At 63.5% G+C, this 24,054-nt stretch carries 23 protein-coding genes; 16 read left to right on the forward strand and 7 right to left on the reverse strand.

The genetic code is table 11. From position 1 onward, the window contains the following. Positions 1-66: 66 nt before the first annotated feature. Positions 67-954, reverse strand: coding sequence for an Hsp33 family molecular chaperone HslO (gene hslO / locus BMW49_RS05800; protein ID WP_069516393.1), 888 nt, complete (start codon positions 952-954; stop codon positions 67-69). Positions 955-1,239: 285 nt separating this feature from the next. On the opposite strand from hslO, the gene BMW49_RS05805 reads away from it, so the two are divergent. Beyond that, entirely contained in the window at positions 1,240-2,034 is a 795-nt protein-coding gene (locus tag BMW49_RS05805; RefSeq protein WP_069516394.1) for a phosphatase PAP2 family protein, read from the forward strand. A 6-nt stretch (positions 2,035-2,040) separates the two neighbouring features. Here the strand turns inward: BMW49_RS05805 and BMW49_RS05810 are convergent, their stop codons facing one another. After that, positions 2,041-2,463 carry an RNA-binding S4 domain-containing protein gene (locus tag BMW49_RS05810; RefSeq protein ID WP_069516395.1) on the reverse strand — a complete coding sequence of 141 codons (423 nt, stop codon included), beginning with the start codon at positions 2,461-2,463 and terminating at the stop codon, positions 2,041-2,043. A 159-nt stretch (positions 2,464-2,622) separates the two neighbouring features. Here BMW49_RS05810 and rimB point away from each other — a divergent pair, with 159 nt between their 5' ends. Together rimB and rimK are read left to right on the forward strand one after the other, a co-directional pair. After that, positions 2,623-3,090 (forward strand): retropepsin-like aspartic endopeptidase RimB, encoded by a 468-nt coding sequence (rimB, locus tag BMW49_RS05815; protein WP_069516396.1) that lies wholly within the window; start codon positions 2,623-2,625, stop codon positions 3,088-3,090. Beyond that, positions 3,087-3,992, forward strand: a complete 906-nt coding sequence (rimK, locus tag BMW49_RS05820; protein WP_069516397.1) for a 30S ribosomal protein S6--L-glutamate ligase — start codon at positions 3,087-3,089, stop codon at positions 3,990-3,992. Before rimB ends, rimK begins: the two co-directional genes overlap by 4 nt. On the opposite strand, the gene BMW49_RS05825 is transcribed toward rimK, so the two are convergent. The 3 genes from BMW49_RS05825 to ompR form a co-directional block, all read right to left on the reverse strand. Further along, positions 3,989-7,741: a sensor domain-containing protein gene (locus tag BMW49_RS05825; RefSeq protein ID WP_069516398.1), complete on the reverse strand. Its 3,753-nt coding sequence runs from the start codon at positions 7,739-7,741 to the stop codon at positions 3,989-3,991. The two genes, rimK and BMW49_RS05825, sit on opposite strands and share 4 nt — an antisense overlap. A gap of 175 nt (positions 7,742-7,916) precedes the next feature. Beyond that, the gene (locus BMW49_RS05830; protein ID WP_069516399.1) at positions 7,917-9,230 is read right to left on the reverse strand and encodes an ATP-binding protein; all 1,314 of its coding nucleotides are present in this window, start codon (positions 9,228-9,230) and stop codon (positions 7,917-7,919) included. Between the two features lie 82 nt (positions 9,231-9,312). Beyond that, positions 9,313-10,047, reverse strand: a complete 735-nt coding sequence (gene ompR, locus BMW49_RS05835) for an osmolarity response regulator transcription factor OmpR (RefSeq protein ID WP_069516400.1) — start codon at positions 10,045-10,047, stop codon at positions 9,313-9,315. A 224-nt stretch (positions 10,048-10,271) separates the two neighbouring features. Here ompR and BMW49_RS05840 point away from each other — a divergent pair, with 224 nt between their 5' ends. The 4 genes from BMW49_RS05840 (at position 10,272) to rmf (ending at position 15,015) form a co-directional block, all read left to right on the forward strand. Continuing rightward, positions 10,272-12,581 carry a Tex family protein gene (locus BMW49_RS05840; RefSeq protein ID WP_069516401.1) on the forward strand — a complete coding sequence of 770 codons (2,310 nt, stop codon included), beginning with the start codon at positions 10,272-10,274 and terminating at the stop codon, positions 12,579-12,581. Then, positions 12,578-12,964, forward strand: a complete 387-nt coding sequence (locus BMW49_RS05845) for a PaaI family thioesterase (protein WP_069516402.1) — start codon at positions 12,578-12,580, stop codon at positions 12,962-12,964. Before BMW49_RS05840 ends, BMW49_RS05845 begins: the two co-directional genes overlap by 4 nt. A gap of 147 nt (positions 12,965-13,111) precedes the next feature. Beyond that, a complete protein-coding gene (gshA, locus tag BMW49_RS05850) occupies positions 13,112-14,692 on the forward strand; it encodes a glutamate--cysteine ligase (RefSeq protein ID WP_069516403.1) in 1,581 nt (526 codons plus the stop codon). Positions 14,693-14,808: 116 nt separating this feature from the next. Beyond that, positions 14,809-15,015: a ribosome modulation factor gene (gene rmf / locus BMW49_RS05855; RefSeq protein ID WP_069516404.1), complete on the forward strand. Its 207-nt coding sequence runs from the start codon at positions 14,809-14,811 to the stop codon at positions 15,013-15,015. A gap of 148 nt (positions 15,016-15,163) precedes the next feature. Here rmf and rutR (BMW49_RS05860) read toward each other — a convergent pair whose 3' ends face one another. Continuing rightward, positions 15,164-15,865, reverse strand: a complete 702-nt coding sequence (gene rutR / locus BMW49_RS05860; protein ID WP_069516405.1) for an HTH-type transcriptional regulator RutR — start codon at positions 15,863-15,865, stop codon at positions 15,164-15,166. A gap of 312 nt (positions 15,866-16,177) precedes the next feature. On the opposite strand from rutR (BMW49_RS05860), the gene rutA reads away from it, so the two are divergent. The 6 genes from rutA to rutF are packed head-to-tail and all read left to right on the forward strand — an operon-like array spanning position 16,178 to position 20,386. Next, complete coding sequence (gene rutA, locus BMW49_RS05865; protein ID WP_069516406.1) at positions 16,178-17,266, forward strand: pyrimidine utilization protein A; 1,089 nt, start codon at positions 16,178-16,180, stop codon at positions 17,264-17,266. Next, positions 17,266-17,991: a pyrimidine utilization protein B gene (rutB, locus tag BMW49_RS05870; protein WP_069516407.1), complete on the forward strand. Its 726-nt coding sequence runs from the start codon at positions 17,266-17,268 to the stop codon at positions 17,989-17,991. The genes rutA and rutB overlap by 1 nt, the downstream gene beginning before the upstream one ends. Before the next feature lie 31 nt (positions 17,992-18,022). Beyond that, the gene (gene rutC / locus BMW49_RS05875) at positions 18,023-18,406 is read left to right on the forward strand and encodes a pyrimidine utilization protein C (protein ID WP_069516408.1); all 384 of its coding nucleotides are present in this window, start codon (positions 18,023-18,025) and stop codon (positions 18,404-18,406) included. 50 nt (positions 18,407-18,456) lie between these two features. Further along, positions 18,457-19,239 (forward strand): pyrimidine utilization protein D, encoded by a 783-nt coding sequence (gene rutD, locus BMW49_RS05880; RefSeq protein ID WP_069516409.1) that lies wholly within the window; start codon positions 18,457-18,459, stop codon positions 19,237-19,239. A 20-nt stretch (positions 19,240-19,259) separates the two neighbouring features. After that, the gene (locus BMW49_RS05885) at positions 19,260-19,844 is read left to right on the forward strand and encodes a malonic semialdehyde reductase (protein WP_069516410.1); all 585 of its coding nucleotides are present in this window, start codon (positions 19,260-19,262) and stop codon (positions 19,842-19,844) included. 23 nt (positions 19,845-19,867) lie between these two features. Further along, on the forward strand, positions 19,868-20,386 hold the full coding sequence (gene rutF / locus BMW49_RS05890) for an NADH-dependent FMN reductase RutF (protein WP_069516411.1): 519 nt from the start codon (positions 19,868-19,870) through the stop codon (positions 20,384-20,386). Positions 20,387-20,403: 17 nt separating this feature from the next. On the opposite strand, the gene rutR (BMW49_RS05895) is transcribed toward rutF, so the two are convergent. Further along, on the reverse strand, positions 20,404-21,024 hold the full coding sequence (gene rutR / locus BMW49_RS05895; RefSeq protein ID WP_069516412.1) for an HTH-type transcriptional regulator RutR: 621 nt from the start codon (positions 21,022-21,024) through the stop codon (positions 20,404-20,406). Between the two features lie 427 nt (positions 21,025-21,451). Between rutR (BMW49_RS05895) and BMW49_RS05900 the strand changes: the two genes are divergently transcribed. The 3 genes from BMW49_RS05900 to BMW49_RS05910 all read left to right on the forward strand — a co-directional run bounded on the left by BMW49_RS05900 (position 21,452) and on the right by BMW49_RS05910 (position 24,003). Continuing rightward, positions 21,452-22,456 carry an isopenicillin N synthase family dioxygenase gene (locus tag BMW49_RS05900; protein ID WP_069516413.1) on the forward strand — a complete coding sequence of 335 codons (1,005 nt, stop codon included), beginning with the start codon at positions 21,452-21,454 and terminating at the stop codon, positions 22,454-22,456. After that, positions 22,456-22,842: a VOC family protein gene (locus BMW49_RS05905; RefSeq protein ID WP_069516414.1), complete on the forward strand. Its 387-nt coding sequence runs from the start codon at positions 22,456-22,458 to the stop codon at positions 22,840-22,842. Before BMW49_RS05900 ends, BMW49_RS05905 begins: the two co-directional genes overlap by 1 nt. A 66-nt stretch (positions 22,843-22,908) precedes the next feature. Beyond that, positions 22,909-24,003: a BMP family ABC transporter substrate-binding protein gene (locus tag BMW49_RS05910; protein WP_069516415.1), complete on the forward strand. Its 1,095-nt coding sequence runs from the start codon at positions 22,909-22,911 to the stop codon at positions 24,001-24,003. Positions 24,004-24,054: the final 51 nt, after the last annotated feature.

The raw sequence follows: 24,054 nt of genomic DNA on the forward strand, positions 1-24,054 counted from the left end.
AGCAACGCGCCTTGGCAGCTCCCAATCCAATAGCCTGCGTCTATCGTGCGTTAAACGCCCGCTCGATCAGTGACGCGTGCCAGACGGTGCCTGGCTGCCGCCGCCGGCGAACAACTGGGCCACATCGGCCGCGTCGAAGGCGTAGCGTTCATTACAGAACTGACAATCGATGACGATGCTGCCGGCGTTCTCCTCGACCAGCAACTCGGCATCGGCCTGCCCCAGACTGACCAGTGCATTGGCTGAACGTTCCCGCGAGCAACTGCAGCGAAACTGCAGGCCGCGCGGCTCGAACAGGCGCAGGGGCTCCTCGTGGTAGAGGCGATAGAGCAGGGTTTCGTTGTCCAGCCCTAGCAACTCTTCGGTCTGCAAGGTATCGGCCAGGGTCGCCACGTGCTGCCAGCTGGCCTCACGCTCTTCCGGGTCTTTCAGACGATCGGCCGGCAACTGCTGCAGCAGCAGGCCCCGGGCCCGCTGGCCATCGGCGCTGAGCCAGAACCGGGTGGACAGCTGCTCGGAGGTGACGAAGTAGTTGGTGAAGCACTCGGCCAGGTTGAAACCATCCAGGGCCACTATGCCCTGGTAACGCTGGCCCTGGGTCGGGTCGATGGTCATCGCCAACACGCCCTCTGGCATCAGCTCGGCCAGGCCGGCGTCAGCGCCAATCTGCTCGGCGTGGTAGCGGGCGATGCCGCGCACGTCACCCTCACTCGAGCACTCGACCATCAGCAGCGGCACTGCGCCTTCGGAACGCGCCTGGAGAATCAGCAGGCCCTCGAACTTGAGGGTGCCGACCAGCAGCGAAGCGGCTGCCAGCAGCTCGCCGAGCAACTGCGCTACCGGCTGCGGGTAGGCATGCTTGGCCAGCACATGCTGATAGCTGGCTTCCAGGCTGACCAGTTCGCCGCGCACATCGGTGTCGTCGAACAGAAAGCGTTGAGTGAAATCGGTCATCGCAAACTCGCCTGCAGGAATACGGCATCAAGAAGATCGCGCGGGCAGCGGCGGCAGGCTTTGAAGGCGGGGCGCCATCCGGTCGCGACCGGGAAGGCGAGTGATTTTAGGCACAAATGCGCCCTCAACCAAGGGGTATGCGCCGAACGCACGCGGTCACCGCCCGTCGCCCAAAGCTGAACCGCGGCTGAACGAGAGGCCCGTTGCCGGTCCGCAGCACGCGCGAGCTCTCTAGAATCCGCGCCCGCCCCGCACGAAGCGACCTATTCAAGGAGGATATCCAGCATGTTTCCCGACTGCCTCGACCGCCGTTGGCGCCTGCGCCCGTTGTTGTTCTGCCACCTGATCGCAATCCTGCTGCTGGTCAGCTGGCGCTGGCCCGTCACCCGCGTCTACTGGGACGCCCTGGACCTGGCGCTGTTCCACCTGCTCAACGCGCCCGTGCATGACGCCGGGCTCTGGGCTCATATCTGGGCCATTGGCAGCATGCGTCCGGTGGACCTGGGTGTCGGCGTGGTGATGCTGGCCATAATGCTCAAGGGCGGCCTGGTGCTGCGCTCCGAACAGGTGCGCCTGGCACTGTTCGCCTTTGTCACCACCTTGCTGGTGATGCTACTGATCCGCGTGGGTTTTGCCGACCTGGTACGCCTGCTGGACTGGCAACGTCCGAGCGCCTCACTGGTGGTCGAGGGCGCCGCGCGCCTGAGCGAACTGTTCCCCGAATGGGAAGCCCGCTGGAATATGAAGGACAGCGCCAGTCGCAGCTTTCCGGGTGACCATGCTTCGGTGCTGCTACTTTGGGCGCTGTTCCTCAGCGGTGCTGCCCACGGCTGGCGCCTGCTACTGGTCTGGGCGCTGGCCCTGCTGTTTGTCATGCCACGCCTGGTCGCAGGGGCGCACTGGGCTTCGGATGCACTGGTCGGCGGTGTGCTGCTAAGCCTGCTGGGCCTGGCCTGGGGCGGTTACACACCGCTGGCCGGCTGGGCAGCGCAACACCTTGAGCGCCTGGTGCAGCCGCTGCTCAGGCCCTTGGTCGCCCTGCCGGTTATAGGGCGCCTGAGCGTGCTGCAGCCTCGCTGAGGCCATTCAGTCCTCATCCGCCCAGGGGTGCACCACCTGCTGGGCGTCACTGAAATGTTGCAACTGGCGGCGCTGCTTCTTGCTCGGCCTGCCGTCGGTCTGCATGCCCAGGCCGCCGGCCTTGCGCAGCGCGGCGGCCTGCTCGCGGCGCACCACACTCTCCTCGGTTTCGCGGTAGAGCAACTGCGCCTCGGGCGCGCCGCGGCGCACCGCCGACAACGCCAGCACCACCACGGTGCGCGACTCGAAGCCGCTGCGCAGCACGTATTCGTCGCCAACCCGAGGCTCTTTGCCCGGTTTGCAGCGCTCACCGCGGTGGTGCACCTTGCCGCCCTCGATGGCCGCCTTGGCCAGCGCCCGGGTCTTATAAAAGCGTGCCGCCCATAACCACTTGTCCAGGCGGACCTTGTCGTCGTCTTTAGCCGTCATCGTGGGTGCGTTCACTCCTGTTTAAAGCCGCATCTTTTGTTTGCGGCCGTTGTCATAAAGGCCAGCTACCCTACCCGCTTGCAGCATTGCCATGCGAGCCCTCTCGCCGAGTGGCGTGTGCAGACCCTAGAATGCCGGGAAACGAGGACCACCCCCACTTTGAAGACTTTTGACCAACTCGGCGTAATCGGCCTGCGCGAATGGATCAACCTGCCGGAGCTCGGCATCGTTGGCCTGCGCGCCAAGATCGACACCGGCGCCAGCACTTCCTGCCTGCATGCCAGCGATATCCAGCCGTTCGAGCGCGATGGCCAGCCTTGGGTACGCTTCACCGCGCACCTGGGCACCCTGGTGCAGCGCCGCCACCGCTGCGAGGCACCACGGGTGTCGGTCAAGATCATCAGAAGCTCCAATGGCCACGCCCAGAGCCGCTACGTGATCCGTACCTTGCTAACGCTCGGTACCCGCAGCTGGCCGGTGGAGTTCACCCTCGCCTGCCGCAAGACCATGCGCTACCGCGTGCTGCTGGGCAGCAAGGCGCTGGTTGACGGCTGCCTGCTGGTGAACCCGGCGCAAACCTACGTACAAGACAAACCAACGCTCGCTCAATTCTCGGACGCCCCATGAAGATCGCCGTGCTGTCGCGCAACCCGCGCCTGTATTCCACCCGCCGCCTGGTCGAAGCCGGTCAGCAGCGGGGCCATGAAGTGGTGGTGATCGACACCCTGCGGGCGTATATGAACATCGCCAGCCACAAGCCGCAGATCCACTACCGCGGCCAGCCGCTGGAGGGCTTCGACGCGGTGATCCCGCGTATCGGCGCCTCGGTGACCTTCTATGGCTGCGCGGTGTTGCGCCAGTTCGAGATGATGGGCGTGTTCCCGCTCAACGAGTCGGTGGCCATCGCCCGTTCGCGTGACAAGCTGCGCTCCCTGCAATTGCTCTCGCGCCGCGGCATCGGCTTGCCAGTGACCGGCTTTGCCCACTCCCCCGACGATATTCCCGACCTGATCGCCATGGTCAACGGCGCGCCCCTGGTGATCAAGGTGCTCGAAGGCACCCAGGGTATCGGCGTGGTGCTCTGCGAAACCGAGAAGGCGGCCGAGTCGGTGATCGAGGCCTTTATGGGCCTCAAGCAGAACATCATGGTGCAGGAATACATCAAGGAAGCCGGCGGCGCAGACATCCGCTGCCTGGTGGTCGGCGACAAGGTGATCGCGGCGATGAAGCGCCAGGCCAAGCCCGGCGAGTTCCGCAGCAACCTGCACCGCGGCGGCAGCGCCAGCCTGATCAAGATCACCCCGGAAGAACGCATGACCGCGATCCGCGCCGCCAAGGTCATGGGCCTGTCGGTGGCCGGCGTCGATATCCTGCGTTCCAACCACGGCCCGCTGGTCATGGAAGTGAACTCCTCGCCGGGCCTGGAAGGTATCGAAACCACCACCGGCAAGGATGTCGCCAGCCTGGTCATTCAGTACCTGGAAAAGAACGGCGGCCCACACCTGACCCGCACCAAGGGTAAAGGTTAACTTCGCGCGCCCAGCCATTCGAGGAAGGCCGCTTCGCGCATCGGCACCCCAAAGTGAAAGCCCTGCCCCAGCTCACAACCGTGGGCGCGCAGCACCTCGAACTGCTGCGCGGTCTCGATGCCCTCGGCGACACACTCCAGCCCCAGGTTGCAGGCGATCATCAGGATGGTCTGCACCAGCATCAGGTCACTGCCGTCACCGTCCAGGTCCTGAATAAAACTGCGGTCGATCTTCAATCGATCCAGCGGTAGGCGCTTGAGGTAGGTCAGTGACGAGTAGCCGGTGCCGAAATCGTCGATGGCAAAGCGAATACCCGAGGCGCGCAAGGCCAGCATGTTGGCAATGCACAGTTCGACGTCCTCGAGCAGCACCCCTTCGGTGATTTCCAGCTCCAACGCCGCATGGGGCAATTGGTAGCGCGCCAGGCAGGCATGCACACGTGCCACACAGTCTTCCTGGCGCAGTTCGCGCGGGCTCAGGTTGACCGCCAGAACCAGCTTGGGATAACGCGGCAGCCAACGCGCCAGGGCGGCACATGACTGCTCCAGCACCCAGTGGCCGATATCCTGGATCAACCCGGTTTCTTCGGCCAGCGGGATAAACTGATCCGGTGGAATATCGCCGCGCTCCGGGTGCAACCAACGCAGCAGTACCTCGGCGCCCGCCACCTGCCCGGTATCGAGGGCCAGCTGCGGCTGGAACACCAGATACAGTTGGCCGCGCTGGATCGACTGGCGCAACTCGCCCTGCAGTTGCAGGCGCTGGTCGATGGCGGCCTGCATGGCCGGGGCGAAAAAGTGCAGGGCGTTGCGCCCGGCGTGCTTGGCCCGGTACATCGCCGTATCGGCTTGCTTGAGTACATCGGCCGCCACTTGCTCGCCAAAGGGGTGCAGGGCAATACCGATACTGGCGCTGATCGACAGTTCGTGGCCATCGATCCAGCAACTGCCCTTGAGGCTCTCCAGCAGTTTTTCGGCGGTCAGCGCCGCGTGCTCGGCCGCCACCTGGGCGTCGTTGTCGAGCCCTTCGAGCAGCACCACAAACTCGTCGCCGCCCATGCGTGCCAAGGTGTCCTCGGCGCGCAGGCTGCCGGCAAGGCGTACGGTCACCTCACGCAACAAGCCATCACCCACCAGGTGGCCGAGGCTGTCGTTGACCGTCTTGAAATGGTCCAGGTCGATAAACAGCAATGCGCCCAGACTGCCTTCGCGCAGCTCGCGATCCATGGCGTGCTGCAGGCGATCGAGCAGCAGGCGACGATTAGGCAACCCGGTCAATTCGTCGCTGTAGGCCAACCGCTCGATTTCACGCTGGTAACGCTGGCGTTCGGAAATATCGGTGATGCTGCAGCGAATCAGCTCCTGGTCCCCCGGCAGCCGCACCAGGCGAACCTCACAGGGCACCTGACGCCCGGCGCTGTCGCGGTGCAGCCACTCGAATACCGGCGCCTGCCCGGCACTGGCATCACGCAGGTAGCGCCCGTCCAGCGCAGCAGAAAGCTGGCCGTCCGCCTGCCGCTGTGGGCTGAGCTCGAGTATGGTCTTGCCGAGGAGGTCCTCGCGGCTGCAACGGAACAGGCGCATGGCGTTCTCGTTACAGTCGATCACGCCACCCCGTGGGGCGAACAGCATGATCGCCTCCGGCGCATGCTCGATCATTGTGCGGTAACGGGCTTCAGCCTCGTAGCGGGCGCTGATGTCCTCGACCAGCAGCAGGAACATGCTCACCCGCCCGCTGGCCAGGCGCACGGCGCGCAGGTTGGTTCGGGTGTGGACCAGGCTGCCGTCCGGACGCAAAAAGCGCTTGTCCAGCTCATAGCCCTCACGCACACCGGCCAGTACATCGTCGAGCAGGCGCTGCTCGACCAGCCAATCATCCGGCTGGGAAAGCTCCTCCCAGCTAGAGGCCAGCAACTGCTCCGTGGTGCGTCCAAGAATGCTGCACAGCTTGGCGTTGACCTCTTCCCAGCCATAGCTGGGGCTGGTCAGGGCCATACCCAGCAAAGGGGCCTCGAAGAATAGCCGTAGGCGCTCGTCGCGCTCGCGCAACTGTTGCTCGGTGCGCCTGCGGGAACTGACGTCCTGCACCGCGCCATACACGCGTACCAGTGCCTCACCGTCACGCTCGGCCACACCGCGTATGCGCACCCAGCGCGAGCGCCCGCGCGCAGTGATCAGGCGGACCTCGATGTCGAATTGATCACGACCATCCTGCAAGCGTTGCGAGACTTGCTGTGCCAGTACACGACCATTGGCATCCAGGTAGTCCAGCGCCTGGTTGAGTGAAGGCGCCGCCCCCTTGGGGTCCAGCTCATAAATGCGAAAGCAGCCCAGACTCCAGTACATGCTCAGGTCGGCCACATCAAGCATCCATCCACCGAGGCTGGCGATATGCTCGGTCTGGCTGAACAAATGGCTCTGGCGTAGCAGCTCGCGCCGCTGCCGGGCGACCTGCTCGGCCAGCTCTTCACGAGCGGTGACATCGTTCTGCAGGGCGACGAAATGGCTGACGCCTTCGCCATCATGTAGCGGCGCGAGGATCAGCTCATTCCAGAAGGCACGACCATCCTTGCGCTGGTTACGCAGCACCACCTGGCAGGGCTCGCCGCGATGAATCGCCTGCTGCAGCCGTGGCAGTTCACTCTCTGGGCGCTCGTCCTGCAAGCGCGTCAGGCTGTCACTGCCCAGGCTTTCCTCACGCCCATAACCGGTGATACGCGCCAATGCCGGGTTGCTGTAGATCACCGGTAGACCGGAGGTACGTGCATCAGCAATCGACACCCCCAGCGGGCTGGCATCCAGCGCCAGGTGGGCCAGCGTCAGTTGTTGCTGCACCTGGGCACTGTGCTGCAGTGCTTGGCGCAGATCACTCAGGCTACGGCCGATAAGCAATGAGGCGAGCATAAACAGCAGCACGCTCAGGTGCATTTCCAGGCGCTGCGGATCAAGCCAGGCGGCGGCCTCGCTGGCACCGACGACCAGGGGCAGCACCAGCACCAGCAGAACACTGAGCAAAGCGCCGCATAGCGCCCCCGCCATGCCCCAGACCAGTGCCAGGGCCAGCATCACCACCCCCAGCAATGGCAGATTGAGGGTCAGGGGGAGCCAGCCGAGCAGCCAAGGCAACCCCACCATCAGGGCCAACAACAGGTACCAGGGTGGTGCCCGGCGCAGCGCAACCGGCAGCGCTGTGATACCGGGCTGCAACACCCAGCCACAGCGGCGCATCCAAGGCGTGACATACACCAGCAGAGGCGTGGCCAGCGCCAACGAAATAAGGCTATCGGCCAGTATCAACGTGGATATGCCGACCAGCAGATCCTCGGTCGGCAGGTGCCCCGTCAGCCACAGATTGCCCTGAACACCCACAGACACCAGTACAACCGGCACAAAAACACCCAGGGCACAGAAGCGCAATAACCCGGGCAGGTCCGCCAGGGCAGCATCGAAGGGACGGCGGCGCAACAGCAGCCACGCCAGACCCACCCCGACGGTCTCCGGGATGGCATACAGCGGCGCCCACTGCCAGTCGAGGCCCCAGAGAGGAATACTCAGCAACGCATTGAGGTACATCGCCGGCAGTACGCGCGGCCCCCACCACAGGCACAGCACCAGAGCCAGGGCGAACGGCACATAAAGCAATGCTGCCCCATCAGCAAATTGCGAGGCTAACGCAAGCCAGGTGGCCAGATGGAACAACGGCAAGGGCAACCACCAGGTCCATCTGGGCAGAGCGGGGGCAGCCGGCATGCGAACCTCTGGCGAAACACGGAGATGGGATGCGGGGTAGGTCATCTGCCAAGGCGCGGCAGCGCCTGCTGGGTATGCGACCTAAGAAGGTGACGCAGCACACAATGCCGCGCGCCGGCCGCGTGTGCAAGCGTGCAGACGGGCCTGACTGCCCGACACCAAAGTGTCTCCAGGGTCAGGCGGCGTCGCGTGGTAGCAATAACCCCAACGGCAGGCAAACGCGCGCCTCCAGACCACCACCGGAGCGATTACGCAGCTCGACACTGCCGCCGTGCAAGGCGGCAATGCGTTTGACGATCGCCAAGCCCAAACCAGCGCCTTTGCCGCCCCGGGCCCGATCGCCGCGGATGAACGGGTTGAAGATGCTGCCCAGCTCAGCCGGATTGATCCCGGCGCCACGGTCGAGCACGCTGAGCACCACATAAGGCGCACTGCTGTCACCGGCAACCGAAACCGCCACCTCCACTGCATTGCCGCCATAGCGCAGGGCGTTCTCGATCAGATTGACCAGCAGGCGCTTCATCGACACCCGCCGCAGCGGGAAGACCGGCACCGGCTCCAGGCACAGGCGCACCAGCTCCTGCTGCTGGTTGTAGGGCGCCACCACCTCACGGATCAACGCCAGCAGGTCGAGGTTCTCCACGGGCTCATCGCGGCCATCGCGGATAAAGGCCAGGAACTGGTCAAGAATTGCATCCATGTCCTCGATATCGCGAACCATATCCTCGGTCAGCTCGGAGTCGCTGTTGAGAAACTCCAATGACAGACGCAGGCGCGTCAGCGGTGTACGCAGGTCATGGGACACCCCGGCCAGCATCAATTCGCGCTCGCGCGCGCCCTGCTCGACGTCCTCGGCCATCTGGTTGAACGCGCGATACACCTCGGTCATCTCGCTCGGTGTGTCGCCAACCGGCAGGCGCACGCTACGCCCCTGGCCGATCTGCCGGGCGGCGAAAACCAGGCGCTTGAGCGGTGCACTCATCTGCCGCACGAAAATCCAGGCCGCAGCAGTGGATAACAAGCCGATGCCCAGGAACCAGCCGAGCACACTCCAGATTCGCTGCCCACGCAGCGGGTGCGGGTACAGCGGCACCCGCAACCAGTCCTCGCCCAATGTCGGCGCATGCACCCAGAGCGCCGGCGGGCTCTTGGCCCGAACATGCACCTCGGTATCGGGGCCCAGCTCGGATTGCATCTGCCGCTGGAAGATTTCGCTGTACGGCCAATGCTGCTCGCTGGCGGGCACTTCGGCATAGGGCACGCGTTTGAGCCCGGCCGCCTCAGCGATGGTCGCCCGGTCCTCCGGGTCTGCTGCCCAATAGGCACGCAGAGTAAGGGCCGCACCATGGCTGTATTGGCGGTCGACCAGCACATCCTCGTTCATCATCAGGTAGACCAGCGTCAGCGCCTTGGAAAACAGCACGACGATCAGCACCAGCCAGAGCATGCGCGAGAAGAAGCTTTGCGGGAACCAGAGTGGGGCTTGCATCAAGGGCAAGCCTCAAGCTGCAAGCTGCAAGCGCCCACGCACAGCACAAGCACTTGCCGCTTGAGGCTTGTCGCTTGCAGCATCACTTATTGCCATCCGGCACGAACACATAGCCCACGCCCCAGACCGTCTGGATATAACGCGGCTTGGACGGGTCCGGCTCGATCAGCCGGCGCAGGCGGGAAATCTGCACGTCGATGGAGCGTTCCAACGCATCCCACTCGCGACCACGGGCCAGGTTCATCAGCTTGTCGCGGGTCAGCGGCTCGCGCGCATGCTGCACCAGCGCCTTGAGCACGGCGAACTCGCCGGTGGTGAGCATGTGCACTTCCTCACCCTTCTTCAGCTCGCGGGTGGCCAACGACAGTTCGTACTCGCCGAAACTGACGCTTTCGTCTTCGGCACCGGGTGCACCAGGCACCACGGGCGCCTGGCGGCGCAGCACAGCCTTGATCCGCGCCAGCAACTCGCGCGGATTGAACGGCTTGGCCAGGTAATCGTCAGCGCCCAGTTCCAGGCCCTGAATCCGGCTGCCCTCGTCACCCTTGGCGGTGAGCATGATGATCGGAATCTGATTACCGCCCTCACGCAGGCGGCGGCAGGCGGACAAGCCGTCCTCGCCCGGCAGCATCAGGTCGAGCACCACCAGATTGAATAATTCGCGGGCCAGCAGACGATCCATCTGCTCGACGTTCTCGACCGCGCGTACCCGATACCCCTGCTCGTCGAAGAAGCGTTCGAGCAGCCGACGCAGCCGAGCGTCGTCGTCGACAATCAGAATTTTTTCGCCTTCAACCGCTACCGCCGTGCTGCTCATAGAAGCTCCTTGACCGAGAAACCACCGAACGCAACGGCGCCAGCGGGCTCCAAACGTCGGCATTATGGCTCAGGCGCCCTATCGGGCGCGCCATCCATTGTTAGCAGATTTTTCCCCGAACGGTCCCAGCACCTCGCACCACGGTGTTTATAATGCGCGACTTTCGTGTCTGGCCCGTAGTCTGCGTGGCCGGTTTTTCGTTCCAGTGTGGGTAGCTTCTTTATATGCTCAGCATCAACAACCGCATCGCCGAAGAACTGGGCGTGCGCCCGCAACAAGTAGCCGCCGCGGTGGCCTTGCTCGACGAAGGCTCGACCGTCCCGTTTATTGCGCGCTACCGCAAGGAAGTCACCGGCAGCCTCGATGACACCCAACTGCGCAACCTGGAAGAGCGCCTGCGCTACCTGCGCGAACTGGACGATCGCCGCGCCAGCATCCTGGCGAGCATCGAGGAACAGGGCAAGCTGACCCCCGAGCTGACCCGCGAGATCAACCTGGCCGACACCAAGACGCGCCTCGAAGACCTCTACCTGCCTTATAAGCAGAAGCGCCGCACCAAGGGCCAGATCGCCCTGGAAGCCGGCCTGGGTGAGCTGGCCGATACGCTGTTCAACGACCCCAGCCTGACGCCGGAAAACGAAGCCGCGCGCTTTATCGATGCCGAGAAGGGCTTCGCCGACACCAAGGCGGTACTCGAAGGCGCCAAGTACATTCTTATGGAGCGCTTCGCCGAAGACGCCAACCTGCTCAGCAACCTGCGCAGCTTCCTCAAGGAACACGCCACCCTGAGCGCCCGCCTGATCCCGGGCAAAGAGGTCGAGGGCGCCAAGTTCCGCGATTACTTCGAGCATGACGAGCCGCTCAAGCTCGCCCCCTCGCACCGCGCCCTGGCGATTTTCCGTGGGCGTAACGAAGGCATCCTCAGCGCCAGCCTCAAGGTCGGCGAAGAACTGCCCGGCACCCTGCACCCCGGCGAGCTGATGATTGCCGAGCGTTTCGGCATCGCCAATCAGGGCCGCGCGGCCGACAAATGGCTCGGCGAAGTGGTGCGCTGGACCTGGAAGGTCAAGCTCTACACCCACCTGGAAACCGACCTGCTCGGCGAGCTGCGCGAGAAGGCCGAAGACGAGGCGATCAACGTCTTCGCGCGTAACCTGCACGACCTGCTGCTGGCCGCCCCGGCAGGCCCGCGGGCGACCCTGGCGCTCGACCCCGGCCTGCGTACCGGCTGCAAGGTGGCCGTGGTCGACACCACCGGCAAGGTGCTGGAAACCGCCACCGTTTACCCCCATGCGCCGCGCAACGACTGGGATGGCACCCTGGCCGTGCTGGCCAAGCTGTGTGCCAAGCACGCCGTGGACCTGATTTCGATCGGCAATGGCACCGCCAGCCGCGAGACCGACAAGCTCGCCGCCGACCTGATCAAGAAACTGCCAGGCCTGAACCTGACCAAGGTCATGGTCAGCGAAGCCGGCGCCTCGGTGTATTCCGCCTCGGAACTGGCGGCCAAGGAATTCCCGGAGATGGACGTCTCGCTGCGTGGCGCGGTGTCCATCGCCCGGCGTCTGCAAGACCCGCTGGCCGAGCTGGTGAAGATCGACCCGAAATCCATTGGCGTCGGCCAATACCAGCACGACGTCTCCCAGCTCAAGCTGGCGCGCTCCCTGGACGCAGTGGTCGAAGACTGCGTGAACGCTGTCGGCGTTGATGTGAACACCGCCTCCGCCGCCCTGCTGGCGCGTATCTCCGGGCTCAACAGCACCCTGGCACAGAACATCGTCGCGCACCGCGACGCCCACGGCGCCTTCCCCAGCCGCGAGGCTCTGAAAAAGGTGCCGCGTCTGGGCGACAAGACGTTCGAACAAGCCGCGGGCTTTTTGCGTGTGATGAACGGCGACAACCCGTTGGACGCCTCGGCCGTGCACCCGGAAACCTACCCGCTGGTGCAACGCATCGCCGCCGACACCGGCCGCGACATCCGCTCGCTGATCGGCGACGCGGTCTTTCTCAAGCGCCTTGACCCGAAAGCCTTCACCGACGAGAAATTCGGCCTGGTAACCATCGGCGACATCCTCAGCGAGCTGGAAAAACCCGGCCGTGACCCGCGCCCGGAGTTCAAGACCGCCGCCTTCCAGGATGGCGTGGAAACCCTCAAGGACCTGGAGCTGGGCATGGTCCTCGAAGGCGTGGTGACCAACGTCACCAACTTCGGCGCCTTTGTCGACATCGGCGTGCACCAGGACGGCCTGGTGCACATCAGTGCGCTGTCAGAGAAGTTCATCAAAGACCCGCACGAGGCGGTCAAGGCCGGCGATGTGGTCAAGGTCAAGGTGATGGAAGTCGACATTCCGCGTAACCGTATCGCCCTGTCGATGCGCATGGGCGACACCCCCGGCGAGAAAGTCGAAGGGCCGCGTGGCGGCAACCGTGGCAGTGCGCCGCGCAGCGAACGCCACTCCAGCCAGGACAAACCCGCCCCCGCCAGCGGCGGCATGGCCGCTCTGTTCGCCAATGCCAAGCAGTTGAAGAAATGAACGAAACGACCCGCAGCGGCGCCAGCAGCGCCTTTTCCCGCCTGCTCGGCCTGGACATTCTCCAGGTCGGCGGCGGCGAGGCGCGCGTGCGCCTGAGCCTCACCGATGACCTGCGCAACCTGCACGGCAAGCTGCATGGCGGCGCGCTGTTCTCGCTGATCGACACCGCCATGGGCCAGGCCAGCCACAGCCTGGGCGATGGCGGCCCAAGCAGCGTGACCCTGGAATGCAAGATCAACTACATCCGCCCGGTCAGCGAAGGCAGCGTGCTGTGCCATGCCAAAGTGCTGCATGCCGGGCGCCGCACCCAGGTTGTCGAAGCCGAGGTGTGGCAGGACGACAAGCTGATCGCCAAGGCGCAAGGCACCTTCGCCTGCATTTAACGGGACGCGTAGGCGCGAATTAATTCGCGCCTACAGGCCTTTAGGCTTTGGCATTATCTTGCGATCTGACGCTTGAAGCTTGTCGCTCTGCCCCCCATATTGTGGCGATTGCCCGCCCTGCGGCGCCTGCCAGCTAGGAACTACATCTTGAGCGATCTTCTTTCCCGTCGCCTGACCCTGCTGGGTCAGCCGGCCAACCTGTCCCTGCTGGGCCAGTGCCTGCATGGCATCGAGCGCGAATGCCTACGGGTCGACAGCCAGGGCCAGCTCGCCCTGACCCCCCACCCTCAGGCGCTGGGCGCGGCCCTCACCCACCCGCAGATCACCACGGACTATTCCGAGTCGCTGCTGGAGTTCATCACCCCAACCGAGACCGACCCGGCGCAAACCCTGGCCGACCTGGAGCGCATCCACCGTTTCGCCGTCAGCCAGCTCGACGGCGAATACCTGTGGAGCCCGTCGATGCCCTGCCCCTTGCCGGACGAGGCGACCATTCCCATCGCCCGCTATGGCGACTCGCATATCGGCAAGCTCAAGTACGTCTACCGCAAGGGCCTGGCCCTGCGTTACGGCAAGACCATGCAGTGCATCGCCGGCATCCACTACAACTTCTCCCTGCCCGAGGCCCTGTGGCAGGTGCTGCAAGCCGCCGAAGGCGACAGCAGCAGCGCACGCGACTACCAGTCGGCGCGTTATATCGCGCTGATCCGTAACTTCCGCCGTTACAGCTGGTTGCTGATGTACCTGTTCGGCGCCTCGCCGGCACTGGACAGCAGCTTTATGCGCGGCCGCCCGCACCAGTTGCAGAGCCTGGATGCCGATACCCTCTACCTGCCCTACGCCACCAGCCTGCGCATGAGCGACCTGGGCTACCAGAGCGAGGCCCAGGCCGGCCTGACGCCCTGCTACAACGACCTGGTCAGCTACACCGACAGCCTGCGCCAGGCCGTCGGCACGCCTTATGCGCCCTATGTGGCCATGGGCACCAAGAAGGACGGCGAGTGGCTGCAGCTCAACAGCAACATTCTGCAGATCGAAAACGAGTACTACTCCAACATCCGCCCCAAGCGCGTGACCTACAGTGGCGAACGGCCGATCCAGGCGCTGATGGCCCGTGGCGTGCAATACGTGGAAGTACGCTGCCTGGACATCAACCCCTTCCTGCCGCTGGGTATCGACCTGAGCGAAGCACGCTTTCTCGACGCCTTCCTGCTGTTCTGTGCCCTGCAGGACAGCCCGCCGCTGGGCGGCGACGAGTGCCACGCCTGCACCGACAACTTCCTCAGCGTGGTCAAGGAAGGCCGCCTGCCGGGCCTGCAATTGCAACGCGACGGTCAGGCCATCGGCCTGCAGGCATGGGCCGACGAATTGCTTGAGCAAATCGCCAGCCTCGCCGACCTGCTCGACCGCAGCCAGGATGCCGGGTATCACCGCCAGGCCCTGGACGCCCAGCGCGCCAAGGTCGCCGACCCGGCCCTGACGCCCTCGGCCCAGGTACTCGCCCAGTTGCAGGCCGGTGAACGTTTCCGCGACTTCGCCCTGCGCCAGAGCCAGGCCCATGCCGACTATTTCCGCAGCCAGCCACTGTCAGCCGAGCAACAAGCCGCCTTCGAGGCAGCGGCCGCCCAGTCGCTGCGTGATCAGGCGGATATGGAAGCCGAGGAACAGGGGGATTTCGACAGCTTTGCCGCGGCGTACCAGGCGAGCATCCTGGCGCTGGCGACTTAACCCGTGAACGGCGTCACAAAAGACGCCAGTGGGGCAAAAGCCGGGATGGGCGGCAGCCTGTCTCCTGGCAGAGGCAGCTAGCATGCAAGTATGACCGTCACACGAGACTTGCCCGCATGGATGCCCCACCCTCTCCCGTAAGCGATGATCGCCATTGGAGCCTGGAAAGCCTTAACAAGGCTTACCAGCGCGGCTATATGGCCGGCCTCACGGGACAATCAGTCACCGCTCAACGGCAGCCAGCCGACGTGCTGACGGCCGCCTGGGAAGCCGGCTGGGTCGATGGCCACGAACAGATGCTGCGCCAGCAGCGCAGCGCCTGAGCATACAAGGCCCACTGCTGCATAAGCTTGGCTTATCGACAGCTCCTCACAGGAGGCGCGCCAGACGAGAGCGATTTCGACGCTTTCGTTAAACCGCCATCCTCGCCATCATGATCTGACGCCACTCGGCAGCACTGCTGCTCGCGCATCAGCGCAGCCGCAGGCCATTGAGCAACAGCGCCTGCAGGTTGGTCAGCACCTCCTCAAAAAACACCGGGTCGTCCAGGGTGCGGCCGGTTATCGACTCGACCTGAACCCGGAAGTCCGCGTAGTGCTGAGTAGTCGCCCACAGCGAGAAGATCAGGTGGTAAGGGTCTATTGGCGCCAGTTGGCCCGCATCGACCCAGTGCTGGATCACCGCACGTTTGTCCTGCACCAGATCACGCAACTCATGCTCCAACTCGCCGCGCAACAGCGGCGCGCCCTGGATAATCTCCAGACAGAACAGCCGCGAGGCGGCTGGATGGTCGCGTGACAACTCCAGCTTCAAGCGTAGGTACTCGCTAATTGCATGCAACGGCTCCATCTCCACACGCAGCGCCCGCAGGGGCGCCAACCAGATGCCCAATAACTGCTTGAGTACATACAGGTAGAGATCTTCCTTGCTGGCAAAGTAGTACAGCAGGTTGGTCTTCGACACCTCGGCGCGCGCGGCAATCTGTTCGACACGGACGCCATGCAGGCCAAACTGCGAGAACAGCCCGATAGCCGCCTCACTGATGGCAGCCCGCTTACTCTCCAACTGCTGCTCACGGCGGGCCAGGGTCGCAGCGCTGGGCACACGCACAGCCTTGACCTTCGGCGTGATGGCCATCGCGGGCGGATTGGCGGGGGAAAGATGCTCTGCCATTACAACTCCTGATTACCGGCACCCACAGTGCAGTGGCCACCTTAGGGTCTGTTGACGTTTCGTCGCAAGCCGCGTTGCCGCGAAACCCAGCGGGAGGCGCGCCTGCCTCTTTATCGAGCGCGGCGCACAATACAGGTGCTCTAAGGTAGACCACATGGTCCACCGTAAGCCCTGGTTTTTCTGCAAGCCCATGATTATCAAGTCATTTGTATTTTTGGCACGCTCCATGCTGAAGCCTGCTTGACCCACACCAGGCAATTTTCCAGCAATTGACGGCTAACTTCCGCCAATTCCAGCGAAAATGGAGGCTTCATGAATATCGGCATCTTCATCCCAATCGGCAATAACGGCTGGCTCATCTCGGAAAACGCACCGCAGTACATGCCCACCTTCGAGCTGAACAAACACATCGTCCAGCGCGCGGAGCACTACGGTTTCGACTTCGCCCTGTCGATGATCAAACTGCGTGGCTTCGGCGGTAAGACCGAGTTCTGGGAACACAACCTGGAATCCTTCACCCTGATGGCCGGCCTCGCCGCCGTCACCAGCCGCATCCAACTCTTCGCCACCGCCGCCACTCTGACCATGCCACCGGCGATAGTCGCGCGCATGGCGGCGACCATCGACTCCATCTCCAATGGCCGCTTCGGCGTCAACCTGGTCACCGGCTGGCAGCGCCCCGAGTACTCGCAGATGGGCCTGTGGCCGGGCGATGAGTTCTTTGCCACCCGCTACGACTACCTTGCCGAGTATGCCCAGGTTCTGCGTGACCTCTGGAGCACCGGGCACTGCGACCTCAAGGGCAGCTACTTCCAGATGGATGACTGCCGCGTCAGCCCTAAGCCCCAGGCCGATATGAAGATCATCTGCGCCGGCTCCTCGGATGCCGGCATGGACTTCTCCGCCCGCTACGCCGACTACAACTTCTGCTTTGGCAAAGGCGTGAACACCCCGCAGGCCTTTGCCCCGGCCACCGAGCGGTTACTCGCCGCAACCACCAAGAGCGGTCGCAACGTGACCTCCTGCGTGCTGTTCATGGTCATTGCCGATGAGACCGAGCAGGCCGCCCGTGCCAAATGGGAACACTACAAGGCCGGCGCCGATCAGGAGGCACTGAAGTGGCTGGGCGACCAGGCCGCCGTCGACACCCGCTCAGGCAGCGACACCAACGTGCGGCAGATGTCCGACCCCACCTCGGCGGTGAACATCAACATGGGCACCCTGGTGGGCTCCTACGAGCAAGTGGCCAAGATGCTCGACGAAGTGGCCGAGGTGCCAGGCACCGAAGGCGTGATGCTGACCTTTGATGACTTTGTTCAAGGCATTGAGCACTTCGGCCAGCGCATCCAGCCGCTGATGAAAAGCCGTGGTCATATCGATGCCGTGAAGGAGAGTGCCTGATGAACCAGCCTGCCCATACCGGCTACGCCCTGCCCACGGACAGCAGCGCCCCCTTGCGCCTGCCCGCGCGCCCTGAAGCCCTGCACCTGCGCCCCAGCGAAACCGCACTGATCGTGGTGGACATGCAAAACGCCTACTCGTCCCTGGGCGGCTACCTGGACAAAGCCGGCTTTGACGTCTCGGCCACCGGTCCGGTGATCGAGCGGATCAACGCCGCCATCACGGCGGCGCGCAGCGCCGGCATCCAGGTGATCTTTCTGCAGAATGGCTGGGACCCCGACTACGTTGAGGCTGGCGGGCCGGGCTCGCCGAACTGGCACAAGTCCAACGCCCTGAAAACCATGCGCCGGCACCCTGACCTGCAAGGCACCCTGCTGGCGCGTGGTACCTGGGACTACGCCCTGGTGGATGCGCTGCAGCCGCAATCGGGCGATATCGTGATGCCCAAGACCCGCTACAGCGGCTTCTTCAATACCCCGCTAGACAGCACCCTGCGCGCCCGCGGCATCCGCAACCTGGTGTTCACCGGTATCGCCACCAACGTTTGTGTGGAATCGACCCTGCGCGACGGTTTCTTCCTCGAATATTTCGGCGTGATCCTCGCTGACGCCTGCCACCAGGCCGGACCTCGCGCGGCGCATGAGGCGTCCCTGTTCAACATTGAGACCTTCTTTGGCTGGGTCTCCTCGGTGGACGACTTCTGCACCACCCTGCAAAACACTTAACTCCCTACCCCCATAATAGGAACGCCTTGCCATGCCCAAACACGCGATCATCCCCGCTGGCACCAGCAAACCCATCGCCCCCTTCGTGCCGGGCTCAATGGCCGACGGCGTGCTCTACGTTTCCGGCACCCTGCCCTTCGACAAGGACAACAACGTGGTCCACGTCGGCGACGCCGCCGCCCAGACCCGCCACGTCCTGGAAACCATCAAAAGCGTCGTCGAAACCGCTGGCGGCACCCTGGACGATGTCACCTTCAACATGATCATGCTTACCGACTGGGCTAACTATGCCGCCGTCAACGCGGTCTACGCCGAGTATTTCGCCGGGGAAAAACCTGCTCGCTACTGCATCCAGTGCGGTCTGGTGAAACCGGATGCGCTGATTGAGATCGCCAGCATCGCGCACATCGGCTGACCCCGCGCGTCGCCGCTGTGCGACGCGCCCCTTTGCAGGCGGAGACTGTCATGTACTACGAGATCCACGGCCGTCAGGAGGCCGATGCCCCCACCCTGCTGCTGTGCTCCGGCCTCGGCGGCTCGGCGGCCTACTGGGCGGCCAACCTGCCAGCCTTGGTCGAGCACTTTCGGGTCATCTGCTACGACCAACGCGGCACCGGGCGCAGCCCCGCCGAACTACCTGAGGGCTACAGCATCGCGCAGATGGCCCAGGAACTGGACGCCCTGCTGGAACAGTTGCAGATCAGCACCTGCGATTTCGTCGGTCACGCCCTCGGCGGCCTGGTGGGCCTGGAACTGGCACGCCAGCAGCCGAGCCGAATTCGCCGCCTGGTACCGATCAACGCCTGGGCCGCGCCAAATGCCCACAGCGCGCGCTGCTTCGACGCGCGCATTGCGCTGCTGAGCCACAGCGGCCCGGCGGCCTACATCGATGCCCAGCCAATCTTTCTCTACCCGCCGGTCTGGCTTCTCGAGAACGCTGAACAGGTGGCCCGTGAGCTGGCGCATGCGCTGCAGCACTTTCCCGGCGTGGCCAATACGCTCAGACGGATTGGCGCTTTGCGCGCCTTCGACATCAGCGCGGTGCTGACCGAGATTCGCCAGCCCGTTCTGGTCATGGCCAGTCGCGACGACACGCTGGTGCCCTGGACCCAGTCCCGCCAGCTGGCAGAGGGGCTGCCCAATGCCAGCTTGGCCCTGCGGGATTTCGGCGGGCACGCGTTCAACCTAACCGAACAGGCGGAATTCGACGCCGAACTGCTGGCGTTCTTGCTGACGCCGGCACCCTGAGCACCTTTGGAGCACACCCGATGTCTCTCGACACCCACACTCTCGACCAGCTCTTTCTCCAGGCCCGCAGCCACAATGGCTGGCGCGACGAGCCGGTCAGCGATGCGCAGTTGCAGCAGCTTTACGACCTGGTGCGCATGGGCCCGACCTCGGCCAACTGCTCACCCGCGCGCTTTGTTTTCGTGCGCAGCGCCGCTGGCAAGGAAAAGCTCAAACCCTGCTTGTCGTCCGGCAACCTGGAAAAGACCATGAGCGCACCCGTAACGGTGATCGTCGCCTACGACAAAGCCTTCTACGAACACCTGCCCGCACTGTTTCCCCACGCCGACGCCCGTAGCTGGTTCACCTCCAGTCCGGCGTTCGCCGAACAGACGGCCCTGCGCAACAGCTCCATGCAGGCCGCTTACCTGATCCTCGCTGCTCGCGCCATGGGCCTGGACAGCGGAGCAATGTCGGGCTTCGATGCCGGCAAGCTCGACGCCGCGTTCTTCGCCGACAGCACCTGGACCAGCAACCTGCTGATCAACCTGGGGCACGGCAACCCCGATAAACTCTTCGCCCGTTTGCCGCGACTGGCGTTCGACGACGCCTGCCAACTGGCCTGAACCGCCTGTTCGAGGAACCTGCAATGCTGACTTCCATGCTGCAACCGACCCCAGCGACCCCACCCCTGGCCAAACAGGACTACCGCGATGCCATGGCGCGCCTGGGCGCCGCGGTCAACATCATCACCACCGACGGCCCCGGTGGGCGCGCGGGCTTTACCGCCTCGGCGGTCTGCAGCGTGACCGACGAACCGCCCACCCTGCTGGTCTGTCTCAACCGCAGCGCCTCGGTCCACGACGCGTTCGTCCGCAACCGGGTGCTCTGCGTCAACGTGCTGGCCCACGGGCAGGAGGCGCTCTCCAATCTGTTCGGTGGTAAAACCGCCATGGCCGAGCGTTTCGCCGCAGCCGACTGGCTGCACGGCGCCAGCGGCTCGCCGGTACTGCAAGGGGCACTGGTCTCATTCGATTGTCAGGTCGTCGACAGCGGTCAGGTCGGCAGCCATGACGTGCTCTACGCCGAGGTCATTGGCCTGCATCATGGCCAGGCCAGCGCCGGGCTGATGTATTTCCAGCGCGCCTACCACCGGCTCGGCGAGTAGCCGAGCTGACGCCCTGATCAGGCCGCGATACCAATGCCGCGCAGGATCATCCGGCGCACATTGGCCAACGCCTGATCAAAGAACTGCGGGTCGTCGAGGGTGTGGCCAGTAATTGAGGCCACCTGCACCGAAAAGTCGGCGTAGTGCTGGGTCAATGCCCAGAGTGAAAAGAACAGGTGATGCGGGTCAACCGCCTGCATCCGCCCTTCGGCAATCCAGGTGCGCACCACATCCGCCTTGGCATCCACCAGCGCACGCAACGACCCTTCGAGGGACGGTTTGAGCAACGGAGCGCCCTGGATCATCTCTAGACAGAACAGGCGCGAAGCTTCGGGATGATCACGGGAGTTGATCATCTTCAGACGAATGTAATCGCCAATCGCGGTTGCCGGATCCTGCTCCTCGGTAATCGCTCGCAGCGGGGCTAACCAGAGATCCAGCAAACTCCCGAGGATATCGACGTACAGCTCTTCCTTCGAGGCGAAGTAATAGAGCAGGTTACTTTTCGACAGACCGGCCTGGGCGGCAATCTGGTCCAGGCTGACACCGTGCAAACCGAAGCGGGAAAACAGCGCCAGTGCCGCCTGCTGAATGGTTTCTTGCTTGGTCGATGGTGCAGATAAACGTCGAATGGCCATCAGCACACGCCCTTGTCTTGACCCATTTAGTTAAATCCCCGCGCGCTTTTGCCGTGAATTAACCGCCGTTTCTATGCCGCTATAAACGCCCCGATCGAAGCATATCGTGGCTGTTTTTTCTAGGATTCTATCGGGCTTTTTACTCCGTTTATAAAACGGCAACAGTTTGGTGCACTTGCGCGCCAGCGCGGTGCGCAAGAGTACTTTTCGAGCACCCTGAAAACCTCGCGAAAATTAAAATAAATGTCTTATTAATCATATAGATAATTGCATTTTTCCATTTGGTCAAAAATGGCATGTCGGTTGCTAACAAAGAACTGCCTAACGTAACTATAAAAGCGTGCAAACCCCGCCTTAATGGCCCTGGCTTTATTTCAGATCACAGCTGCCCCTATTTACTTTTCCTTGCCTGAAAGGAGAGTTTTAAATGACGCTGTTATATGTCCCCATCATTGATCTTGAGCCTTATTTTGAAGGCAGCCAGGAAGGCAAAATGCAGGTTGCACAGGCTGTTGATCAGGCCTGCCGCGACATCGGTTTTCTGATTATCAAAAAGCATCGAATTCCCCGCGAACTGCTCGATCAGGTTACCGCCCTGTCGCAAGCATTTTTCGCCCTGCCGCTTGAAGAAAAACGCAAGGTTGATCGCCCACGCCGCGATCAGGTCCGGGGGTTTTCCGCAGTTGCCGAAGAAAGCCTGGCCTACAGCACTGGCGAAGCGGCGCCCGGTGACCTCAAGGAGTCCTTCTCCATCGGCCCCAGCCAGGTCCCGGACACCCCCTACTTCACCGGCCCCGCCGCTGGCCCGCACTTTGCTCCCAACGTCTGGCCGGCCGAGCCCATGGCGCTGCGCGAACACTACGAGGCCTACTTCGTCGCCATGAGCGAGTTGGCCATGCACCTGATGCGTATTTTTGCCCTGGCCCTGCACCTGCCGGAGCACTACTTCGACGACAAGATCGACCGCCACATCAGCATGTTCCGCGCCCTCAGCTACCCGCCCTTGCGCGAGCGCGCCGAAGAGGGCCAGTTCCGTGCCAGCCCCCACAGCGACTACGGCAGCCTGACCATCGTCTATCCCGACGCACCAGGCCTGCAGGTGCGCAACAAGGCCGGTGAATGGGTCGACGTGCCCTACGACCCGGACGGTTTCGCGGTCAACATCGGCGACCTGATGATGCAGTGGACCAACGATCGCTGGATTTCCACCGTGCACCGCGTGGTCGTGCCGGGGCTGGAAGAACCGAGCAACAAACGCCGACAGTCCCTGGTGTTCTTCCACCAGCCGAACTACGACGCCATGGTCGAATGCCTACCCAGCTGCCTGGCCCCTGGTGAAAGCCCGCGCCACGCGCCGATCAGCTCGGGCGATCACCTCAGCTCGAAATTCGTCAAACAGACCACCTTCGGCGGCACCAAGGAGGTGGCGTGATGGCGACCCTGTCGTACGTCAACGTCTTCGCCAACGACATTGTCGCCCTCAGCGGTTTCTACCAGCGGGTGTTTGGCTTCAGTGAGATCGAGGCCATCCGCTCGCCGATTTTCCGGGGGCTTGATACCGGCAAATCCTGCATTGGCTTCAACGCCCCGCACGCTTATGAACTGCTGGGTATCGCCGAGCATGCCCAGAGCAGCGGCATCCGCTTTCTGCTCAACCTCGATGTCGACAGCCAAGCGGAGGTGGACCGTCTGGTGCCCATCGCCCTTGATGCCGGCGCAACCCTGATCAAGGCGCCCTACACGACCTACTACAACTGGTACCAGGCCGTGCTGCTCGACCCTGAAGGCAACCTGTTCCGAATCAACCACATGCTCTAAGTGCCTGGGATCTGCCACAAAACCATAACGCCAACACCAAAAAATGCGTGCACAGGAGACAACACCATGATCGACAGATGGATGCACAAAGCGGCCGGCCTGGTAGCCGGTGGTTTGCTGCTGGCGGCCGGCCTGGCTCAGGCCGAAGACGGCTTTACCCTCAAGGGCGAACCGAAGATTGCGATGCTCTATTTCGATGCGAAAAACGATGGCGGCTGGACCCAGGCCTTCGATGAGGCACGGATCAAGATCGAGAGTGAGCTGGGGCAAAAAATCCAGTTTGTCGAGAAGGTGCCGGAAAGTGCCTCAGCCATCAAACCGGCCGCCGAACGCTTTATTGCCCGTGGCGCGAATATCGTCATTGGCACCGCCTTCGGCTACTCGGACAGCTTCAAGGAGCTGGCCGAGAAGTACCCCGATGTGGCCTTCCTCAATGGTTCCGGCACCACCAACGGGCACAACCTCGAATCCTTTTACGGCCGCACCTACGAAACCCACTACCTGTGCGGCATGGCCGCTGGCGCCGCGTCGAAAAGCGGCAAGCTCGGCTTCGTCGCCGCCAACCCCTTTGGCGTGGTCAACTGGACGGTCAACGCCTTCGAGATGGGCGCCCGCGAGATGAATCCCAAGGCCACTACCACGGTGATCTTCACCGGCGCCTGGAACGACCCGGTAAAAGAACGCGCCGCCGCCATGGCCCTGATCGACCAGGGCGCCGACGTGATTGGCCAGCACGTCGACACCCCAACACCGCAGATCGTCGCCCAGGAACGCGGCGTCTACGGCACCGGGCACCACCGCGACCTGTCGCAGTTCGCCCCCGAGGCGACCATCTGCTCAGCGATCTGGACCTGGGAGCGCTTTCTCGTACCGGAGCTGAAGAAGATCATCGCCGGTAACTGGAAACCCGCCCCCTACGGCGCCTTTATGACCATCAGCGAGGGCGGCGGTGACATCGCCTTCGGCAAGGTCGGCCTGAGCGAAGAAGCCAAAGCCAAAATCATGGCCGCACGCCAGGCGATCATCGATGGCAAGCACCTCTACGCCGGCCCGTTGAGCGACCGCGAAGGCAAAGAACGCGTGCCTGCCGGTAGCAGCCTGTCCGATGCCGAGCTGTGGCAGATGGACTGGTACGTCGACGGCGTTATCACCCAGAAGTAATCCAGTGCCGGGGCGCGCCGCGTGCGGCGCGCCTTCGCCTGCCCGACGCGG

The organism is Pseudomonas cuatrocienegasensis (assembly GCF_900110925.1).
Lineage (GTDB): Bacteria > Pseudomonadota > Gammaproteobacteria > Pseudomonadales > Pseudomonadaceae > Aquipseudomonas > Aquipseudomonas cuatrocienegasensis.